We start from the raw sequence: 18,594 nt of genomic DNA, 5'->3' as shown, positions 1-18,594 counted from the left end.
GCGCGGGGTCGGTCGGCGCGGGCGACGGGCGTTCCGCCGCTCCTGCCACAGGGCGGACGGCGGGCGCCTCCCGCCTCGGACATATGAGCCGCCCCGTGCGCGCGTCTTGCAGCGGCCACTGGGCTTCGGCCCCGGTGACCTCGACGAGGCGGTCGGGAGCAGGAGCGGTGCTCATCGGGCTGCTTCCTCGCCGACGGCGGACGGCTTGTGAGCGGGTGGCTTCCGGGGGGAGGGGACGGGCAGCACCCCGGCGCCCTTCAGATAGGCGCGGGCTCCTTCGATGGCCGCCGGCGTGTCGGTGAACTCACGGCCCTCCCGCCGCAGCAGATCGAGAGTGCCGGTGGAGTCGAGCACCTGGCGCTGCCCTTCCCGGATGCCGGACGTCATCACGACGATGCCGCGCCGGTTGAGCTTCTCCACGGCGTCCTTGAGCACCAGGGCGCCGGTGGCGTCGATCGTCGACACCCGGGACATCCGCAGGATCACCACGCGTACGTCGGCGACTTCGGACAGCTCCAGCAGGAAGCGGTGGGCCGCGGCGAAGAACATCGGCCCGTCGATGCGGTACGCGACGATGTGCTCGGCCAGCAGCCGCCGCTCCTCCTCGCTGTGCTCGCCGGGCAGTTCCGGCAGGAAGTCCACCTGGTCCAGGCGGGCCTGCCCGGCCGCGGCGCGCAGTGCCAGGGCTCCGGCTGTCAGCAAGCCCAGGATCACCGCGTAGACCAGGTCCAGCGCGAGGGTCGCGACGGCCGTCAGGACGAGGACCAGTGCGTCCGAGCGGGTGGCCTTGGCCATGGCCCTGAGCGAGCCGACCTCCACCATGCGGACAGCCGTCGCCAGCAGCACGCCGGCCAACGCGGCCAGCGGGATTCTGGAGACCAGGGGCGCGGCGGCGAAGACGATCAGCGCCAGTACGGCCGCGTGCGTCAGCGCGGCGAGTCGTGAGCCGGCGCCCGTGCGGACGTTGACCGCGGTCCGCGCGATCGCGGCCGTCGCGGGGACGCCGCCGAACAGGGGCGCGGCCAGATTGGCCACGCCCTGTCCGAACAGCTCCCGGTCCGGGTCGTGCTGCTGGCCCACGGTCATCCCGTCCGCCACAGTGGCGGACAGCAGCGACTCCAGGGCCGCGAGGGCGGCCACCGCCACTGCCGGGGCGAGCAGCGAGGACAGAGCGCCCGGGTCGAGGAACGCCAGGGAGGGCGCGGGCAGCCCGGACGGGAGGTCCCCGATGGGGGCCGCCGCGTCCAGGTGGAAGAGCTGCGCCGCGGCGGTGGCGGCGATCACCGCAAGGATCGAGAACGGCACCGTGGGCCGCCAACGCGCCCCCAGCAGCATGACCGCGGCGACGCCCGCGGCCAGGGCGAGGGCGGTCCAGTTCGGCGTCCCCGCGAAATCCGTCAGGGCGTGCCAGGCGACGAGGAGGACGCGCTCCCCCTCCGGCGCGGGCACCCCGAGAGCGTTGGGGACCTGCTGCAGGCCGATCACACAGGCGATGCCGAGGGTGAAGCCCTCCACCACCGGCGCGGGCACGTACCGCATGTACTTGCCCGCCCGCAGCAGCGCGAGCGCCATCAGCAGCACGCCGGCGATCAGCCCCACGGTGAGCACACCGCCGGGGCCGTACTGGGCGACGATCGGGACCAGGACGACCGTCATCGCCCCGGTCGGCCCGGAGACCTGCAGGTTCGAGCCCCCGAAGATCGCCGCCAAGGCGCCCGCCACGACCGCGGTGGCCAGGCCGGCCTCGGCGCCGAGGCCGGAGGAGACGCCGAAGCCCAGTGCGAGCGGCAGCGCGACGACCGCCACGGTGAGACCGGCAAGGAGATCCCGCCGGGGACTGCGGGCCATGGCCTGGAGGTCGGCGCGGACGGGCAGCAGGGAGCGCACCGGCCTCCACGCCCGGCTGATTGCGGAACTCATGGTGCGGCGACCTCGGACTCCCGCAGCTCGGCAAGGAGCTCATGCCGTCCCGCCAGCATCTCGGTCAGGATCCGCCGCGCCGCCCGCATCAGGTCGGCCACGTCCCCGCCGGCCAGTGCGTAGACCACCGTGGACCCCTCGCGCGTGGAACGCACGATCCCGGAGCGGCGCAACACCGCCAGCTGCTGCGACAGGCTGGACGGCTCCACCTCGATCGCCCCGAGCAGCTCGCGCACCGGCCGCGGCCCGTCCTGGAGCAGCTCCAGCACGCGGATGCGCACGGGGTGCCCCAGCATCCGGAAGAACTCGGCCTTGGCCTGGTACAGCGGAACCGACACGAACTCCTGACCCTCCACCCGCGCGCTGACGTCGTGCCCGCGGCTACCTGCGGGCACGACGAACCCAGCATGTAAGCAATTGCAGAATTTTGCAATTCATAGAGTCTATCGATCGGAAACCGACCCCGGGAGTAGCCCCCGCATGCCTGCGAGGTCGAGGCCTATTCGGTGACCTCCGGGCGGTCGGCGTGGTTCCTGATCTCGACGTTGCACTCCGTGACCTTGGAGCAGTCCCCGAGGGCGGCGGCTTCGGCGCGCTGACGGACGAGGGCCGCGCGGCCGCCGCACTCATGCCGACGGGGGCGGCGCTGGTTCCTGAGGCGCACCAGCACAGCGGGCCAGAACCAGATCAGGGCCGCGAGCGCGGTGTTGCCCGGAGCATGCCGGTGCATCAAGGCGACGAAGACGCATCCGAGGGCGACGTAGGCGGCGGAGACCGCAAGCGTGCGCCTGCTCATAGCAGACGCCACAGGTTTGCCGCGAGCCCCCACGTGCCTGCGAGGGCGAGCCATGCCCCCAGCAGCCGCTGGAAGTCATAGGAGGCGGAGTGGCCGGTGTCGGTCAGCGGCGGCCCGACAGCCGGTCGGCTGTCCGCGCCAGGGGGTGGGTCGTCGCGGTGTGGGTCGTGGACTCCCGGTGATCCGCGTTGCGGTAGGCCGCGTACAGGGTGTGGACGCCCAGCCAGCGCAGCGGCTCCGGCTCCCATTTGCGGACCTTGTGGTTGACCCAGGGGAGGGCCGTGAGGTCCGTGGGGCCGGACTGGCCGGAGTCCTGCTGGATCAGGTCGCGCAGGGTGCGGGCCGCGAGGTTGGCGGTGGCGACGCCGGAGCCGACGTAGCCGCCGGCCCAGCCGAGGCCGGTGGAGCGGTCCAGGGTGGCCGTGGCGCACCAGTCGCGGGGGACGCCGAGGACGCCCGACCAGGCGTGGTCGATGCGGACGCCCGCCGTGGTGGGGAAGAAGCGGACCAGGATGTCCCGCAGGGCGTCGACCGTGGTGGGCTGGGTGCGGCCGTCGTTGTCGGTGCGCGAGCCGAAGCGGTACGGGACGCCCCGGCCGCCGAGGGCGATGCGGTCGTCGGCGGTGCGCTGGGCGTACATATAGGCGTGGGCCATGTCGCCGAGGGTCTCGCGGCCGTCCCAGCCGATGGCGTCCCAGACGGTGCGGGGGAGCGGCTCCGTGACGATCATCGAGGAGTTCATGGGGAGCCAGGTCCGCTTCTGGCCCTTGAGGTTGGCGGTGAAGCCCTCGGTGCAGCGCAGGACGTACGGGGCGCGGACCGTGCCGTACGGGGTGACGGCGTGCTTGGGGCGGATCTCGGTGACCGGGGTCGACTCGTGGATGGTGACCCCGAGGGCTTCGACGGCCGCTGCGAGGCCCTTGACGAGCTTCACCGGGTGCAGCCGGGCCCCGTGCGGGGTCCAGCTGGAGGCGACCGCGCCGGTGACGCGGACGCGTTCGGCGGTCTCGCGTGCGCCGAGCAGCAGACGGTCCTTCTCGCCGAAGGCGATCTCCACGGAGTGGAAGGTCTTGAGGCGTTCCAGCTGGGCGGGGGTGTACGCGACCTCCAGCACCCCGCCCCGGTGGATGTCGGCGTCGATGCCCTCGGCCGCGCAGACGTCGGTCACCTCGCTCACGGTGCTGTTCATGGCCTGCTGGAGGCGGACGGCGGCCTCGTGGCCGTGCAGCCGGGCGTAGCGGTCGCGGCCCGCGATGCCGTTGTAGAGCCAGCCGCCGTTGCGGCCGGAGGCCCCGTATCCGCAGAAGGCCGCTTCGAGGACGGTGATGTTGAGGAAGGGCACGGCCTTCTTGAGGTAGTACGCCGTCCACAGGCCGGTGTATCCGCCGCCGACGATGCAGATGTCCGCGGAGGCGTCGCCGGGCAGCGGCTCCCGCGGGGCGGGGATGCCCTCCTGCGCGTACCAGAACGATATGCCGCCGTTGACGGTGCCGCCGTTTGTGCTGCTCATGTCGCCTCTGCCCCGGGGAAGTGGACGGGAGTGAATCCGTGTGGCGGGAGGGTACTCCGTCCATGGCATTCCCGAGTGATCGAGACTGGGCGCCTCACGGAGGCCCTGTGCCGGCGGCGGCTGGAATGCCGCGGACGGTGAGGACGGGCCGGGCGAGGTCCGGTTGTCCACCGTGCGGAATCGGCTGGCGCGGCAGTCCCCCGGCCGTGCAGGCTGCACCCATGATTCGTACCGCCGTTCCTGCCGACGTCCCCGAGATCCACCGAATGGTCTGCGAGCTTGCCGAGTATGAGCGGGCCCTGCACGAGGTCCGCGCGGGTGAGGAGCAACTGCGCGAGGCGCTCTTCGGCGAGCGGCCCGCCGCCTTCGCGCATATCGCGGAGGACGGCTCCGGGCGGACCGTGGGCTTCGCGCTGTGGTTTCTGAACTTCTCCACCTGGCGCGGTGTGCACGGGATCTACCTGGAGGACCTCTACGTCCGCCCGGAGGCGCGCGGCGGCGGACACGGCAAGGCCCTGCTGGCCGAGCTGGCGCGCATCTGCGTCGAGCGCGGCTATGAGCGCCTGGAATGGTCGGTGCTGAACTGGAACGCCCCCTCGATCGCCTTCTACGAGGCGTTGGGCGCGCGTCCGCAGGACGAGTGGACCGTGTACCGGCTGACCGACGAGGCGCTCAAGCGGCTGGGGGCGTAGCCCTGGGCCGCTAGGGGATGCTGGGGGCGTAGCCCTGGGCGGCTAGGGGATGAGGACGACCTTGCCCGTCGTGCGGCGGGATTCGAGGTCCCGGTGGGCCCTGGCCGCCTGGGCGAGCGGGTAGCGCTGGACTGCGGGACGCAGCCGTCCGGACGCCGCCTCGGCGAGGGCGCGTTCCTCCAGGACCCGGATGTCTCCGCCGGCCTTGGCGAGCATGGCGGGGCCCAGGACGCTCTCGGAGACGATGCCGCGGGCGGCGAGTTCCTCGTCGGTGAAGGTCAGCGGGGCGCCGTCGGTCAGGCCCTGGCTGCTCCAGCCGAAGACGAGGTGTCGGCCCCCCTTGCCGAGCAGGTCGACGGCGGCGCGGGCGGTGTCCCCGCCGACGGAGTCGAAGACGACCGTGGCGCGGCGGCCGTCCAGCCGTTCGCGGAGGTGGGCGCGGACGTGCCGCTGCCAGTCGGGGCGGGTGTAGTCGACGGCGAGGTCCGCGCCGTTCGCGGTGGTGCGGGCCGTCTTGGCAGGGCCGCCCGCGAGGCCGATGACGGCGGCCCCGGCGTTCTTCGCGTACTGCACGAGCAGGGTGCCGATGCCGCCTGCCGCGGCCGGGACGACGGCGATCGCGTCCGGGCCGAGGTCGGCGAACTGCAGGATGCCCATGGTCGTACGGCCGGTGCCGATCATGGCGACCGCCTCGGCCTCGTCCAGGCCGTGAGGCCCTTCGGGGATCTCATGGAGGCGGGAGGCGTCGACGACGGCGAGTTCCGCGTAGCCCCCGGGGGCCATGCCCAGATGGGCGACGACCCGCTTGCCGAGCCATGCCGGATCCGTGCCCTCGCCGAGGGCGTCGACCGTGCCCGCGACCTCCCGGCCCGGAATGGTCGGCAGCTCGGGCGGGGCGGGGAAGGGGCCAGGCGCGCCCTCGCGCAGTGAGGCGTCCAGGAGGTGGACGCCCGCGGCGGCGACTTCGATGCGCACCTGGCCGGGTGCGGGGGCGGGGTCCTCGGTCCGTTCGTGGACGAGGTTCTCGGCCGGACCGAAGGCGTGGAGGCGGATGGCGTGCATGGCGGCTGGCTCCCTTGTGCGGTGAGTGCTGCGGGGATTGGTGCGGGCTACGGGGGTTGCAGCGGGCTACGGGAACCAGCCTTTGACTTCAAGCGAGGTTGAGGTCAAGCCCGTTGTCAGTGGCAGGCGTCACCATGGGGACATGGCTGGCAGCACAGAACGCAGGGTGGCGGCGGCACGGATGCCGGAGGTGCGGCTTCCGCCGCTGGAGACGTTTGACGACGGGGGGAGTCTCGAGGCGGACGGCGACTACGACGGGCTGGAGTTCCGGGGCCTCGATCTGACCGGGCAGCGTGCTGCCGGGACACGCTTTATCGACTGTGCCCTCCGCGACTGCACGGTGGACGAGGCGGAGCTGACGAACGCGCGCTTCATCGACTCGGTTCTCGAGGACGTTCGGGGCGTGGGCGCGGATCTCGGCGGTGTGTCGCTGCGCGATGTGGAGGTGCGCGGCGCACGGCTGGGCGGTGCGCAGCTGCATGGCGCGGTGCTGGAGCGGGTGCTGTTCAGAGGCGGGAAGATCGACTATCCGAATCTGCGGGCGGCACGGCTGAAGGACGTCGTCTTCGAGGGGTGTGTGCTGGTGGAGCCGGACTTCGGGGGCGCGGTGCTGGAGCGGGTCGAGTTCCGCGACTGCGCGCTGCGGCAGGTCGACTTCGGCGGCGCGCGGATGACGGACGTGGATCTGAGGGCGGTCGCGGAGCTGGACATCGCCAGAGGGGTGGACCGGCTGGCGGGGGCGGTGATCAGCCCCGCTCAGCTGGTGGAGCTCGCGGGGGCGTTCGCGGCGCAGATCGGGGTGCGGGTGCAGAGCCCCTAGCGAGTGGAGCCCCCCCTAGCCGGCGGAGAGCCCTTGGCGGGCGGAGGCGGGCCGACGGGCTAAACGCGGGGGAAGCGGGCCTGCAGGTCCCAGATCGCCGGGTTGTCGGCGAGGCCCTCGTGCATGTCGCAGAGGTCCGCGATCAGGTCGTGGAGGAAGTCGCGGGCCTCGCGGCGCAGTTCGGCATGGCTGAAGGTCAGGGGCGGCTCACCGCCCGGCAGCCACTCCGCTTCCACGTCCACCCAGCCGAAGCGGCGCTCGAAGAGCATTCGGTCCGCGGTCTCGGTGAAGTCCAGCTCGGCGTACTGGGGGCGGGAGGCGCGGCTGCCGAGGGGGTCGCGGTCGAGCTGCTCGACGATGTCGCACAGCGCCCAGGCGAAGTCGAGCACCGGCACCCATCCCCAGGCTGTGGACACCTCGCGGTCCGCCTTGGCGTCCGCGAGATAGACGTCGCCGCAGAAGAGGTCATGGCGCAGGGCGTGGACGTCCGCGAGGCGGTAGTCGGTCTGCGGGGGGTCGGGGAAGCGGCGGGAGAGGGAGTAGCCGATGTCGAGCACGGGCCGATGGTGTCACGCCGGACCTGCGCCGTCGTGCGGGGACCTGCATAGGATCATCGCGTGAGACTGCGCCGCGCCGCCCGGCTTGCCCCCGCCCTGGCCCTGCTGCTCCTGACCGTGAGCTGCACGGGGAGTCTGGGGGTTCAGGGGACGCCGGGGGCCGCCGGAGTGCGCGACCCGTACTTCCCCAGGCTCGGCAACGGCGGATACGACGTCCGGCACTACAGGCTTGCCCTCGACTACGACCCCGACTCCGGCCGGCTGAGCGGCGTCGCGGAGATCACGGCCCGCGCCACCCAGGACCTGAGCGCCTTCAATCTGGACTTCCACGGGATGACGGTCGAGAGCGCGCGCGTCGACGGCGACCGCGCGCGCGTCAACCGGGCCGGCGACGAGCTGACCCTGCGACCCCGCGACGACATCGAGGAGGGCGCTCAGTTCCATGCCGTCGTGCGCTACTCGGGAGTGCCGCGCACGATCACCGATCCGGACGGCTCCGAGGAGGGCTGGCTGCGGACGTCCGGGGGCGGGGCGCTGGCCGTGGGGGAGCCGAGCGGTTCGATGGCGTGGTTCCCCGGCAACCACCATCCGTCGGACAAGGCGACCTATGACATCGAGGTCACCGTGCCGGAGGGGCTGACAGCCGTCTCCAACGGCGATCACTTCAACCGGTCCACGCGCGACGGCCGCACCACCTTCTTCTGGCAGGCGGCGCAGCCCATGGCGAGCTATCTCGCCACCGTCGCCATCGGCCGCTACGAGACCCTCGACGCACGCACGGCGGGCGCGCTGCCGGTGCACACGGCCGTGGCCGCGGCCCTGGCGGACGACCCGGAGACGAAGGAGCTGCTGGCGCGCGTTCCGGAGCTCACCCAGTGGGGGACGGACACCTTCGGGCCGTATCCCTTCCTCTCCTCCGGGGCGATCGTCGTGGCCTCCGACGACGTCGGCTATGCGCTGGAGACCCAGACCCGACCGGTCTTCCCGCAGGAGCAGTTCGACGTCCACACGGTGGTGCACGAGCTGGCCCACCAGTGGTTCGGCAACTCCGTCTCGCCGAAGTCCTGGCAGGACATATGGCTCAACGAGGGCTTCGCCACCTACGCCGAGTGGCTGTGGCGGGAGGAGCAGGAGGGCGTGCCCCTGGAGGAGAGCTTCCAGGCCGCCTTCCAGGCCGACGCCAACTGGGCTTTTCCGCCCGCCGAACCGCCGTCCGCGGAGGACGTCTCAGGGGATCCGGTGTACGGGCGCGGGGCGATGGTCCTGTACCAGGTCCGCGAAGCCGTCGGGGCGGAGGTCTTCGACGGGATCGTGCGGGGCTGGGCGGAGACGTACCGCCACGGCAACGCGTCCACCGCGGACTTCACCCGGTACGCCGAGGAGGAGTCGGGCGAGGATCTGAGCCAGGTGTGGGACGTCTGGCTGTACGGGGACGAGAAGCCGTCCGAGCTGCCGTGACGAAACCGCCCGGGCCCTTTTCGGGGCCCGGGCGGCCGGGCAGCCGGTATGTCCAGTCGCTTTCGGCGTTCGGACGTTCAGGCCTTTCAGATGCCTGAGGTGCCTCAGACGTCTCAGACGCCTCAGATGTTCACGCCGAAGTCGCGGGCGATGCCCTCCAGGCCGGAGGCGTAACCCTGTCCGACGGCACGGAACTTCCACTCGGCGCCGTGGCGGTACAGCTCGCCGAAGACCATGGCCGTCTCGGTGGCGGCATCCTCGCTCAGGTCGTAGCGGGCGATCTCGCTGCCGCCGGCCTGGTTGACGATGCGGATGTAGGCGTTGCGCACCTGTCCGAAGTTCTGCGAGCGGTTGACCGCGTCGTAGATGGAGACCGGGAAGACGATCTTGTCGACGTCGGCGGGCAGCGCGGCGAGATTGACGTTGATCTGCTCGTCGTCGCCGCCGCCCTCGCCGGTGCGGTTGTCGCCGGTGTGGACGATGCTCTGGTCCGGTGTGGACTTGTTGTTGAAGAAGACGAAGTGGGCGTCGGAGGCCACGGTGCCGCCCGGGTTGACGCCGATGGCGGAGGCGTCGAGGTCGAAGTCGGTGCCGGTGGTGGTGCGGACGTCCCAGCCAAGGCCGACGGTCACGGCGGTGAGGCCCGGCGCCTCCTTGGTGAGCGAGACGTTGCCGCCCTTGGACAGGCTTACTGCCATTGGGATGTCCCCTTCGTGAGTGGTGTGCGGGATGCCTCGGCGTTGCCGAAGCACCGTCGAAGCTACCGTCACCCGTCATAACGCGAGCAGGGACCGCCGGGTTCCACGCGGAGCGCATACCCATCCTGGCGGGTAAAGGAGATGACGGGAGCGGTGTGCGGGGGCGACCATGGAGCCATGTCCGGGCCCTATCTCATCCGTGGCTCGGTCTCCCTTCCGGAGGCCGAGCTGAACTGGCGTTTCTCACGGTCGTCGGGGCCGGGCGGCCAGCATGTCAACACCAGTGACTCGCAGGTGGAGCTGCGTTTTGACCTGGCGAGGACCGAGGCGCTGCCTGAGGTGTGGAAGCAGCGCGCCCTGGCCCGGCTGGCCGAGCGGCGGCGGCTCGTCGGGGACGGGGTGGTCGTGGTGCGCGCCTCGGAGCACCGCTCGCAGTGGCGCAACCGCGAGGCGGCGGCCGTGCGGATGGCCGCGCTGCTGGCGGAGGTGACGGGGCCGCCGCCGAAGGCGCGGCGGGCGACGAAGATCCCCCGGGGGATCAACGAGCGGCGGCTGCGGGAGAAGAAGCGGCGGGCAGAGACGAAGCGGGGCCGCAGCGGCCACGACTGGTAGCCCTGTGGGGGCGCAGTACCCCCACGCCCCCCGGGCGGGGTCTGCCCCGCCCGCCCCCTTGCGCCGCGGGCACTCGCCCGCCCGGCGCGCCGCCCACGCGGGGCGTTTCCCACCCGCCCGCCCCTGAGTTGTGGGGTGCTTTGTGCCGGGCGGCCTCGGTGCGCGGGTTTCGTCGTGCGGGCTTCCGGGGTCGCGCGGGTTCCGCTGGTCGGGACACGCCCCGGGGCGCGGGCGGCCGTGCGGGTTCACCGGTCCTGCGGGTTCCGCTGGTCGGGACACGCCCCGAGGCGCGGGCCGCCGTGCGGGTTCACCGGTCCTGCGGGTTCCCTGCGCGGGGCTGTGCCTTCCCCGGGGTTGCGGGCTTTCGCCGCGCGGGCGACGCAGGGGCTGGCTCCGGGAGTGGGGTGCGGAGTACCCCCACGCCAAAGGGCGGGCGGGTGGGAAAGGACTCGACCGGGCCTCAGGACAGATGGCGGTAGCGGCCGCGGAAGTACGTCAGCGGGGCGTCGCCCGCCGCCGGCAGGGTGGTGGACAGGACGCGGGCGATCACCAGGGTGTGGTCCCCGGCGACCACGCGTCGTTCCGTGCGGCATTCGAGCGCGGCGAGCGCGCCGCCGATGAGAGGGGCGTCCGTGAGCGCGCCCCGCGTGAACGCGAGTTCCTGGAAGAGGAGCCGGTCGCTGATGCGGCCCTTCATCGCGAAGCGGCCCGCGATATGCCGCTGGCCCTCGGCGAGCACGGAGACCGCCCACAGCGGCTGCTCGGTCAGCAGGTCGTCCATGCGGGAGCCGTTGCGCAGGCTCACCATGACCAGCGGCGGGTCCAGGGAGACCGACATGAAGGCGGTCGCGGTCATGCCCACGTCCTCCCCGCGCGGGCCGTCCTCGCTCAGCGGAGGCTCTTGGGCCGTGACCAGCACCACGCCCGCGGCGAGCCGTGACATGGCCGCGCGGAACTGCTCTTCGCTCACCCCCTCAGCATGCGGGACGGCGGCGGATTCGGCGGAGGTTGCGATCGTCTGCGGCACACCGGAACGCTAACTCCGCCGTTGACCGCCCGCATCGGGCCAGGGGACCAGGAGGGTCCTAGGACCGCTGTCCCGGATTTGCGTTCCATTTGCGTTCCATAAGGTTGCGGCGGAGCAAGGGCCCTGCGGGCACACCTTAGTCATCTTGTGTGACTTGACTCACAGAGGGCACTATTTGTTGACCCTGTGTACCGAGTGAGCAGCGCGCTGTGATTCAGTGGCCGGGTTACCGCAACAAGAACGCCGATGAGAACCCTGGAGTTGCTGTCGAGGTCTCGGGGAGAGCGAACGATGGAGACCGAGTCGGAGCCCTATGTCCGCCTTGCGACCCTGCGGCAGCTGCACCAGGTCGTCACGGATCTCAACACGGCCCGGAGCCTGGCCGACACACTGCAGGCCGTCGCCGACGGAATCGTCGCCGGACTCGGTTACGAACTCGCCTGTGTCAACCTCGTGCGCCCGGACGGCGATCTCGTCGTCGCCGCCTTCGCCGGCAGCGCCGCTGCCGAGGCCCTGATCACCGGCCGCGTCGGCTCCCGGCCCTCCTGGGAGCGCCGGCTGTCCATGGGGGAGGCATGGGGGGACCTGCGGTTCATACCGCACACCGAGGGCTGGGTGCTGATGGACGACGACGTCCCCCAGTGGCACACCGACGGCCCCGAGCCCCGCTTCGACGACGAGTGGCACCCGCAGGACCGGCTCTACGCCCCGATGTACACCTCCGGCGGCACCCGCGAGCTCCTCGGCGTCATCTCCGTCGACCGTCCCCGGAACGGCCGCCGCCCCGGCCCCTGGGGCCAGGAGGCGCTCCAGATGTACGCCTCCCAGTCCGCGATTGCGATCAGCAACGCCCGGCTGCGTGCAAACATGCAGCGCGCGCTGGTCCGCCTGGAGCGCGAGCAGCAGGCGCTGCGCGCCAGCGAGGAGTCCTTCCGGCAGGCGTTCGAGTACGCGCCCAGCGGCATGGCGATCGCCGAGATGGGGGGCGACCAGCACGGCCGGCTGCTGCGGACCAACGACGCACTGTGCCGGCTGCTGGGCCGACCCGCCTCCGCGATGCGCCGCTACTCCTTCGCCGACCTGGTCCACCCCGAGGACGTCGGCACCCTGCTGCGCACCTCCGCCGAGGGCGGCCGCGCCGAGATACGCCTCTGCCGGCGTGACGGCAGCTATGTCTGGGTCTCGCTGCGGAACTCCGTCGTCGCCGACACCGCCGACGGCCCCCGCTTCCTGCTGACCCACGTCGAGGACATCGAGGAGCGCAAGCGGCACGAGCTCCAGCTCGCCCACCGCGCCTCGCACGACTCCCTCACCGGTCTGCCCAACAGCGCCGAGCTGCGCGCCCGCCTCAGCGCCCGGCTGTGTGAACGGCCGCCTGCCGCGCGCGCCCGGCCGGGTGAGTCCGGCCACCCTGACGCCTACGGCGACGCGTACGAGGCGCACGACGCCTACGACACGCCGTACTACGAGAGCTACGAGAACTACGAGAACTACGAGCGATACGAGGGCGACCACGGCGACCCCCGGCACTTCCGCAGCGACGGATTCGCGGTCGCCTCCTCCGGCGCGTACGACCACCATGTCCACGCCGTCGCCCCCGACGCCGAGGTCGACGACGGCGCCAAGGGGCTCGCGGTCCTCTTCTGCGATCTCGACGGTTTCAAGTCGATCAACGACCGCTTCGGCCACCAGACCGGGGACGCCGTCCTGGTCGAGGTCGCCCGGCGGCTCACCACCGGCGTACGGGAAGGGGACACGGTCGCCCGGCTCGGCGGTGACGAATTCGTCGTCCTCGCCGACGGCCTGGGGGCGGCCGACGCCGCAGACCTGGCCGTACGCCTCCGGAACGCGATCATCCTGCCCATCAGGGTGGGCGGCCGCGGCGTGCGCGTCGGCGCGAGCTTCGGCATCGGCTGGGCGGAGTGCGGAATGACCGTGGACGAGATTCTGACCTCGGCGGACCAGCGGATGTACGTGGAGAAGCGGTCACGCGCCAAGGTCCACCGCAGGGCGGGATGAGTCCGAGGGGACAAAGCCGCGTGCTGCGTCAAACCTGGCCCCTTGCGTTACTCCGAACCGGGTAGGCTCGCCCGCGTCGGCATTGTGCCGACGACAGGGTAAGGAGTGACTAGGGATGACGGCCGCGAAGAACGGCGCGAGCACGCCCGAGGACGACGACCCGTTCGGCTACCTGTACGCGGACGGGCAGGCATCGGGCGCCAACCCGCCCCGTCAGGGCGGCGGATACGGCTACCCGGGTCCCGCCGCGCAGCAGCCGGGGGTCCCCAGAACCTCGTACAACCAGGTGCGCACGGTCGGCGAGCGCCGTGCGTACGGCCCGCAGCAGCAGCCTCCCTACGGCCAGCAGCCCCCTTACGGCCAGCAGGTCCCGCAGGGGCAGCAGGCCTCCTACGGCCAGCAGGCCCAGCACGGGCAGCAGCCGACCGCTCAGTACGCCGCCCCGGAGACCTACGGGGGCGGTGCGGGCGTCCGGCGCCAGCCTCCGGCCGGCACGCCGGGGCAGGGCGGCGGTCGCGGCGGCCCGAACACCAAGGGGCTGCTGATCGGCGCGATCGCCGTCGTCGCGGTGGTCGTCGTCGGCATCACCGCGGCGCTGATGACCAAGGGCGGCGAGGAGGACGACAAGGCCGGCGGCACCTCCCGGAACCCCGCGGGCGAGACGCCCGCCGCCGAGTCCGTCGAGCCCAGCGCGGACGGCGAGCCCTCGCCTTCAGCGCCCCCGACCGAGCTGCCCAAGCAGGACGCGGCGACCCTGACCCTGGGGCCGCCCGCGGCGCTCGCCACGGACGTCAAGGGGGCCAAGGGCGCGGACGGCGCGTATGTGGTGTTCAACGGCGTCGGCGGCTCCGCGAGCTGGTCGGTGGAGGTGCCGGAGGCCGGCGAGTACACGCTGTTCATCACCTACGGCGTCCCCGGCAAGGACGCCAAGACCTCGCTGACGATCAACGACGGCGACCCCCGTTCGATCAATATGTCGAACTTCGCCAAGGCCAAGAAGGGCGACTGGGAGAAGGGCTGGACCCGCACGTACTCCTACGTCAACCTCGACAAGGGCAAGAACGACCTCAGGATCTCCTGCGAGCAGGGCGATCAGTGCGAGGCGTATCTCGACCAGGTGTGGCTGAAGGCCGGTCAGGCCGGCTGACCGCCGCTCGGCTGCCGCTCAGCCGAGCAGACCCAGGAACTCCGCCACCGTCCCGGCCATCGCCTCGCGAGCCGGGACGAGGTATTTCCGGGGGTCGACCACGCCGGGGTTCGCGTCCAGGAAGGCGCGCACCTCACCCGTGAAGGCCGCGTTCAGCGCCGTGCCGACATTGATCTTGACCATGCCCGCGGAGAGCGCGGCGCGCAGTTCGCCGTCCGGCACGCCGCTCGACCCGTGCAGCACCAGCGGCACCGGCACCGCGTCGCGCAGCCTGCCGATCAGCTCGTGGTCCAGTGCGGCGGTGCGCTCCGTCATGGCGTGTGCGGAGCCGACGGCGACGGCGAGTGCGTCGACGCCGGTGCCGGCGACATACGCGGCGGCCTCCGCCGGGTCCGTCCGCGCCCCGGGGGCGTGTGCTTCGAGCGGGGCCCCGCCGTCCTTGCCGCCGACCTCCCCGAGCTCCGCCTCGACCCAGATGCCCTGCCGGTGTCCCCAGCGGACGGCTTCCGCGGTGGCCTTGACGTTCTCGTCGTAACTCAGTTTCGAGGCGTCGAACATGACCGAGCTGAAGCCCTCGTCATGCGCGGCGTGCAGCAGGGCGGGCGAGACGACATGGTCGAGGTGGAGGGCGAGCGGCGCGGAGGAGGCGCGGGCCACGGCCGCCGCCGCGGCGGCGATCGGACCGAGCCGTCCGCCGTGGAACCGCACCGCGTTCTCCGACACCTGAAGGATGGCGGGGGCGGCCGCCTGCTCGGCCCCGGCCGCGATCGCCTCGGCGTGCTCCAGGGTGATGACGTTGAACGCGGCGACGCCCCGGCCCTCTGCCGCGGCTGCCGAGACGAGCTCACCGGTGGTGACGAGTGTCATGCCGCTCCCTGCCTTCTGCGCCTGTTACGAGGGTGTGGGGGACTCCGTGACGGTGATGCGGGACAGCAGGGACTCATACGCCTCGCGGTCGAAGTCGCCTGCCGTGGGGGTGAGGACGGTGGCCGCCGACAGGGCGGCGGCGCGGACGAGCCGACCGGGCCAGTCGAGGCCGTCGACGAGCCCGGAGAGCAGACCCGCGACCGCGGAGTCGCCCGCGCCGGTGGGGTTGCCCCGCACCGGCGCCGGGGGCTTCGCCTGCCACACCCCGTCAGATGTGAGGGCGAGCAGACCCTTCGGGCCCAGCGAGGTGACCACGGCGTGAGCGCCGCGGCGGCGGGCGTCGCGGGTGGCGCGCAGCGGTTCGCGGGCGCCGGTGAGCTGGGCGAGTTCCTCGGCGTTGGGCTTGATCAGGTCGGGGCGGGCGGCGATGCCGCGGCGCAGCGGTTCGCCGCTGGTGTCCAGCAGTACGGGGACGTCTGCGGAGCGGGCGCGCCGCACCAGTTCCGCGTAGGCCCCGACATGGATGCCGGGCGGCAGGCTGCCGCACAGCGCCACGGCCTCGGCGTCGCGCAGCAGCGCGCCGTACGCGTCGAGGAAGGCCGTCCACTCCTGCGGGGTGACGGCCGGGCCCGGCTCGTTGAGCTGGGTGGTGTCCCCGGTCGTGCCGTCGACGACGGCGATCGTGCGGCGGGAGGGCCCGGCGATGGGGAGCAGCGCGTCATACGGGGCCGGCGTCTGCTGTGCGGGGGAGGCGAGCAGTTCGCGCACCAGCGCGCCGGTGGGGCCGCCTGCGAAGCCGGTGACGACGGTCTCGCGGCCCAGCGCGGCGAGCACCCGTGCGACGTTGAGCCCTTTGCCGCCGGGCCGTTCGCGGACCTCGGTCACCCGATGGGCGGCATGCGGGGTCAGTGCCGGGACGTGATAGGTGAGATCGAGGGCGGTGTTGAGCGTGACCGTCAGGATCACTTCTCTTCACCCCCGCGGACGTCCGTGCTGCCGTGCTGCCGTGCTGTGCGCTGTTGTGCCTGCGCGCTGATGTACGGGCCCTGATCATGCCAAACGGAAGGCGGTTGGCCCAGACCCCTGGATCAACCGCCTTGCCATAAGTTGCTCGGAAATCACCCTACTTGGGGCTCAATCACCCATTCGCCCTTGCGCATCACGCCCTTGAGAGTGAATGAGTCGTCCAGAACCACCAGGTCGGCGTCCTTGCCGGGCTCCAGAGAGCCTACGGTGTCGTATATCCCGAGCAGCCGTGCAGGGTTGGCGGAAATGGCCTGGACGACATCCTCCACCGGCAGCCGGTCGACGGTGACGGCCCGTCGGAAGGCGGTGTCCAGGGTGAGCGTGGAACCCGCGATGGAGCCGCCCTCGACCAGCCGCGCCACACCCTGACTGACCTCGACCTCCAGCGGGCCGAGCTGGTAGCGGCCGTCGCCAAAACCCGCCGCGTCCATCGCGTCGGTGATGAACGCGACGCGCCGCGCGCCCGCGCGGTGGAACGCCAGCTCCAGTGCGGCAGGGTGCAGATGCGTGCCGTCGTTGATCAGCTCGACGGTGACCCGCTCGTCCTCCAGCAGCGCGGCGATCGGGCCGGGGGCGCGGTGGCCGAGCGGGGGCATGGCGTTGAACAGATGGGTGGCGACCGTCGCGCCCGCCTCGATGGCCTCGACGGTCTGCTCGTATGTCGCGTCGGTGTGGCCGACGGCGGCGATCACGCCGTGCTCGGCGAGCAGACGCACGGAGTCGATGCCGCCGGGCAGCTCGGTGGCGAGGGTGACCATCCTGGCGGCCCCGCGGGAGGCGTCGAGCAGTTTGCGCACCTCGGCGGGGTCCGGGTCGCGCAGCAGCGCCTCGCTGTGCGCGCCCTTGCGGCAGGGCGAGATGAACGGGCCCTCGAAGTGGATGCCCGCGAGGTCGCCCTGTTCGACGAGTTCCGCGAGGAAGCCGGCGCGGTGGGCGAGGAAGCCCAGATCGCCGGTGACGGTGGAGGCCACCAGGGTGGTGGTGCCGTGCTCGCGGTGGGTCGCCACGCCCCGCAGCACGTCCTCGGCGGCGCCGGAGGTGAAGGAGGCCCCGCCGCCGCCGTGGTTGTGGATGTCGACGAAGCCGGGGACGATCCAGTGCCCGGACAGATCCAGCGCCGGGGCGTCGGGGTGCGCGGCGCCGGCGATGCGGCCGCGCTCGACGATGACCCGCCCCTTGTCGACGACGCCGGTGGGCAGCACCACGCGGGCGCCGGTGAGGATCGTCGTGCGGCCGTCGTGCGTGCGGCCGTTCTGCCGTGCGCGGTCCTCGGCGGGGGCGGGGTCCGCGGCGGACCCGGCAGTTCCGGCGGACCCGGCAGCCGTACGGTCCCCGGCTGATCCGGCGGCCCCGGTGGTTCCGGCAGCCGTACGGTCCCCGGCTGATCCGGCGGCCCCGGTCTGCGCCTGGTCTCCGGTGTGGGCGCGGGTGGCGCTTGCGGCCATCAGGCTGTTACCTCCGTGGCGAGTAGATCCCAGGCGAGCAGCCCCGCGCCCAGGCATCCGGCGGTGTCCCCGAGGGCTGCCGGGACGATGGAGGGCAGCTTCTGGAAGGTGACGCGGCGTTCGACCGCGGCCCGCAGGGGTGTGAACAAGGTTTCTCCCGCCTCGGCGAGACCGCCACCGATGATCAGCGTGCGGGGGTCCAGCAGGGTGAGCGCCGTGACCAGCCCGTCGGCGAGCGCGTCGACGGCGTTCCGCCAGACGCGTACGGCGGCCGGGTCGCCGGACTCGACGGCCTTGGCGCAGTCGGCCGCGTCGGCGTCCGGGTCGCCCGAGGCGTCCGCCCAGGCGCGGGTGACGGCTGAGGCGGAGGCGAGGGTCTCCAGGCAGCCGCGCTGGCCGCAGCCGCAGGCGGGGCCGCCGGGGCGGACGACGATATGCCCGATCTCTCCCGCACAGCCGTGGGCTCCGGCCTCGATGGCTCCGGCGATGCCGATGGCTCCGGCGATCCCGGTGCCCAGCGGCACGAACAGGAAGCGGTCCGCGCCCTTGCCCGCGCCGACGCGGCCTTCGGCGAGGCCGCCGGTGCGCACGTCGTGCCCGAGGGCGACGGGTACCCGGCCGAGCCGCTCGGCGAGCAGGGCGCGCAGCGGGACGTCGCGCCAGCCGAGGTTCGCGGCGTAGACCGCGATGCCCCGGCCGGCGTCGACGATGCCGGGGACGGCGACCCCGGCGGCGTCGGCGGGACGGCCCAGGCGCTCGGTCCCGTACGCGCGGAGGTCGGCGGCGAAGTCGAGGATCGAGGTGACGACGGCGTCCGGGCCGCGCTCCCGGCCGGTGGCGCGCCGCGCTTCGTGCAGCAGCGTGCCGTCGGCCGCGACGAGGGCGGCCTTCATCCCGGTGCCGCCCACATCGAGGGCGATGACGTGTCTCACGGGGAC

General features: G+C 72.5%; 18 protein-coding genes. 6 read left to right on the top strand and 12 right to left on the bottom strand.

The window, feature by feature from the left end:
- Positions 1-171: 171 nt before the first annotated feature.
- The 4 genes from QCN29_RS13025 to QCN29_RS13010 all read right to left on the bottom strand — a co-directional run bounded on the left by QCN29_RS13025 (position 172) and on the right by QCN29_RS13010 (position 4,226).
- Positions 172-1,920, bottom strand: a complete 1,749-nt coding sequence (locus QCN29_RS13025) for a SulP family inorganic anion transporter (RefSeq protein WP_279928022.1) — start codon at positions 1,918-1,920, stop codon at positions 172-174.
- Positions 1,917-2,258 carry an ArsR/SmtB family transcription factor gene (locus QCN29_RS13020; RefSeq protein WP_240138264.1) on the bottom strand — a complete coding sequence of 114 codons (342 nt, stop codon included), beginning with the start codon at positions 2,256-2,258 and terminating at the stop codon, positions 1,917-1,919. The genes QCN29_RS13025 and QCN29_RS13020 overlap by 4 nt, the downstream gene beginning before the upstream one ends.
- Positions 2,259-2,419: 161 nt before the next feature.
- Positions 2,420-2,716: a hypothetical protein gene (locus QCN29_RS13015; protein ID WP_279928021.1), complete on the bottom strand. Its 297-nt coding sequence runs from the start codon at positions 2,714-2,716 to the stop codon at positions 2,420-2,422.
- A 103-nt stretch (positions 2,717-2,819) separates the two neighbouring features.
- A complete protein-coding gene (locus QCN29_RS13010) occupies positions 2,820-4,226 on the bottom strand; it encodes an NAD(P)/FAD-dependent oxidoreductase (RefSeq protein WP_279928020.1) in 1,407 nt (468 codons plus the stop codon).
- 221 nt (positions 4,227-4,447) lie between these two features.
- Here QCN29_RS13010 and QCN29_RS13005 point away from each other — a divergent pair, with 221 nt between their 5' ends.
- Positions 4,448-4,918, top strand: coding sequence for a GNAT family N-acetyltransferase (locus QCN29_RS13005; protein WP_279928018.1), 471 nt, complete (start codon positions 4,448-4,450; stop codon positions 4,916-4,918).
- A gap of 42 nt (positions 4,919-4,960) precedes the next feature.
- Here QCN29_RS13005 and QCN29_RS13000 read toward each other — a convergent pair whose 3' ends face one another.
- Positions 4,961-5,980, bottom strand: coding sequence for a zinc-binding dehydrogenase (locus QCN29_RS13000; RefSeq protein WP_279928017.1), 1,020 nt, complete (start codon positions 5,978-5,980; stop codon positions 4,961-4,963).
- Positions 5,981-6,122: 142 nt separating this feature from the next.
- Between QCN29_RS13000 and QCN29_RS12995 the strand changes: the two genes are divergently transcribed.
- Positions 6,123-6,800 (top strand): pentapeptide repeat-containing protein, encoded by a 678-nt coding sequence (locus tag QCN29_RS12995; protein WP_279928016.1) that lies wholly within the window; start codon positions 6,123-6,125, stop codon positions 6,798-6,800.
- Positions 6,801-6,859: 59 nt separating this feature from the next.
- On the opposite strand, the gene QCN29_RS12990 is transcribed toward QCN29_RS12995, so the two are convergent.
- Positions 6,860-7,357: a hypothetical protein gene (locus QCN29_RS12990; protein ID WP_240138215.1), complete on the bottom strand. Its 498-nt coding sequence runs from the start codon at positions 7,355-7,357 to the stop codon at positions 6,860-6,862.
- Between the two features lie 60 nt (positions 7,358-7,417).
- On the opposite strand from QCN29_RS12990, the gene QCN29_RS12985 reads away from it, so the two are divergent.
- The gene (locus QCN29_RS12985; RefSeq protein ID WP_279928015.1) at positions 7,418-8,815 is read left to right on the top strand and encodes a M1 family metallopeptidase; all 1,398 of its coding nucleotides are present in this window, start codon (positions 7,418-7,420) and stop codon (positions 8,813-8,815) included.
- A gap of 122 nt (positions 8,816-8,937) precedes the next feature.
- On the opposite strand, the gene QCN29_RS12980 is transcribed toward QCN29_RS12985, so the two are convergent.
- On the bottom strand, positions 8,938-9,513 hold the full coding sequence (locus QCN29_RS12980; protein ID WP_240138213.1) for a TerD family protein: 576 nt from the start codon (positions 9,511-9,513) through the stop codon (positions 8,938-8,940).
- A 177-nt stretch (positions 9,514-9,690) separates the two neighbouring features.
- On the opposite strand from QCN29_RS12980, the gene arfB reads away from it, so the two are divergent.
- Complete coding sequence (arfB, locus tag QCN29_RS12975) at positions 9,691-10,125, top strand: alternative ribosome rescue aminoacyl-tRNA hydrolase ArfB (RefSeq protein ID WP_279928014.1); 435 nt, start codon at positions 9,691-9,693, stop codon at positions 10,123-10,125.
- 460 nt (positions 10,126-10,585) lie between these two features.
- On the opposite strand, the gene QCN29_RS12970 is transcribed toward arfB, so the two are convergent.
- Complete coding sequence (locus tag QCN29_RS12970; protein WP_279928013.1) at positions 10,586-11,152, bottom strand: flavin reductase family protein; 567 nt, start codon at positions 11,150-11,152, stop codon at positions 10,586-10,588.
- Positions 11,153-11,443: 291 nt separating this feature from the next.
- Here QCN29_RS12970 and cdgB point away from each other — a divergent pair, with 291 nt between their 5' ends.
- A complete protein-coding gene (cdgB, locus tag QCN29_RS12965; RefSeq protein WP_279928012.1) occupies positions 11,444-13,171 on the top strand; it encodes a diguanylate cyclase CdgB in 1,728 nt (575 codons plus the stop codon).
- 115 nt (positions 13,172-13,286) lie between these two features.
- Positions 13,287-14,318 carry a carbohydrate-binding protein gene (locus tag QCN29_RS12960; RefSeq protein ID WP_279928011.1) on the top strand — a complete coding sequence of 344 codons (1,032 nt, stop codon included), beginning with the start codon at positions 13,287-13,289 and terminating at the stop codon, positions 14,316-14,318.
- Positions 14,319-14,336: 18 nt separating this feature from the next.
- On the opposite strand, the gene QCN29_RS12955 is transcribed toward QCN29_RS12960, so the two are convergent.
- The 4 genes from QCN29_RS12955 to QCN29_RS12940 all read right to left on the bottom strand — a co-directional run bounded on the left by QCN29_RS12955 (position 14,337) and on the right by QCN29_RS12940 (position 18,588).
- A complete protein-coding gene (locus QCN29_RS12955) occupies positions 14,337-15,185 on the bottom strand; it encodes a class II fructose-bisphosphate aldolase (RefSeq protein WP_279928010.1) in 849 nt (282 codons plus the stop codon).
- Between the two features lie 24 nt (positions 15,186-15,209).
- Positions 15,210-16,151 (bottom strand): 1-phosphofructokinase family hexose kinase, encoded by a 942-nt coding sequence (locus tag QCN29_RS12950; RefSeq protein WP_279928009.1) that lies wholly within the window; start codon positions 16,149-16,151, stop codon positions 15,210-15,212.
- A 152-nt stretch (positions 16,152-16,303) separates the two neighbouring features.
- On the bottom strand, positions 16,304-17,656 hold the full coding sequence (gene nagA, locus QCN29_RS12945; RefSeq protein WP_279928008.1) for an N-acetylglucosamine-6-phosphate deacetylase: 1,353 nt from the start codon (positions 17,654-17,656) through the stop codon (positions 16,304-16,306).
- Complete coding sequence (locus tag QCN29_RS12940; protein WP_279928006.1) at positions 17,656-18,588, bottom strand: ROK family protein; 933 nt, start codon at positions 18,586-18,588, stop codon at positions 17,656-17,658. The genes nagA and QCN29_RS12940 overlap by 1 nt, the downstream gene beginning before the upstream one ends.
- Between the last annotated feature and the right edge of the window lie 6 nt (positions 18,589-18,594).

The organism is Streptomyces chengmaiensis, assembly GCF_029846775.1.
In the GTDB taxonomy this organism is placed as follows: Bacteria; Actinomycetota; Actinomycetes; order Streptomycetales; family Streptomycetaceae; genus Streptomyces; species Streptomyces chengmaiensis.
Note: the sequence above shows the minus strand (reverse complement) of the source record. Positions and strands in the feature narration are given on the sequence as shown.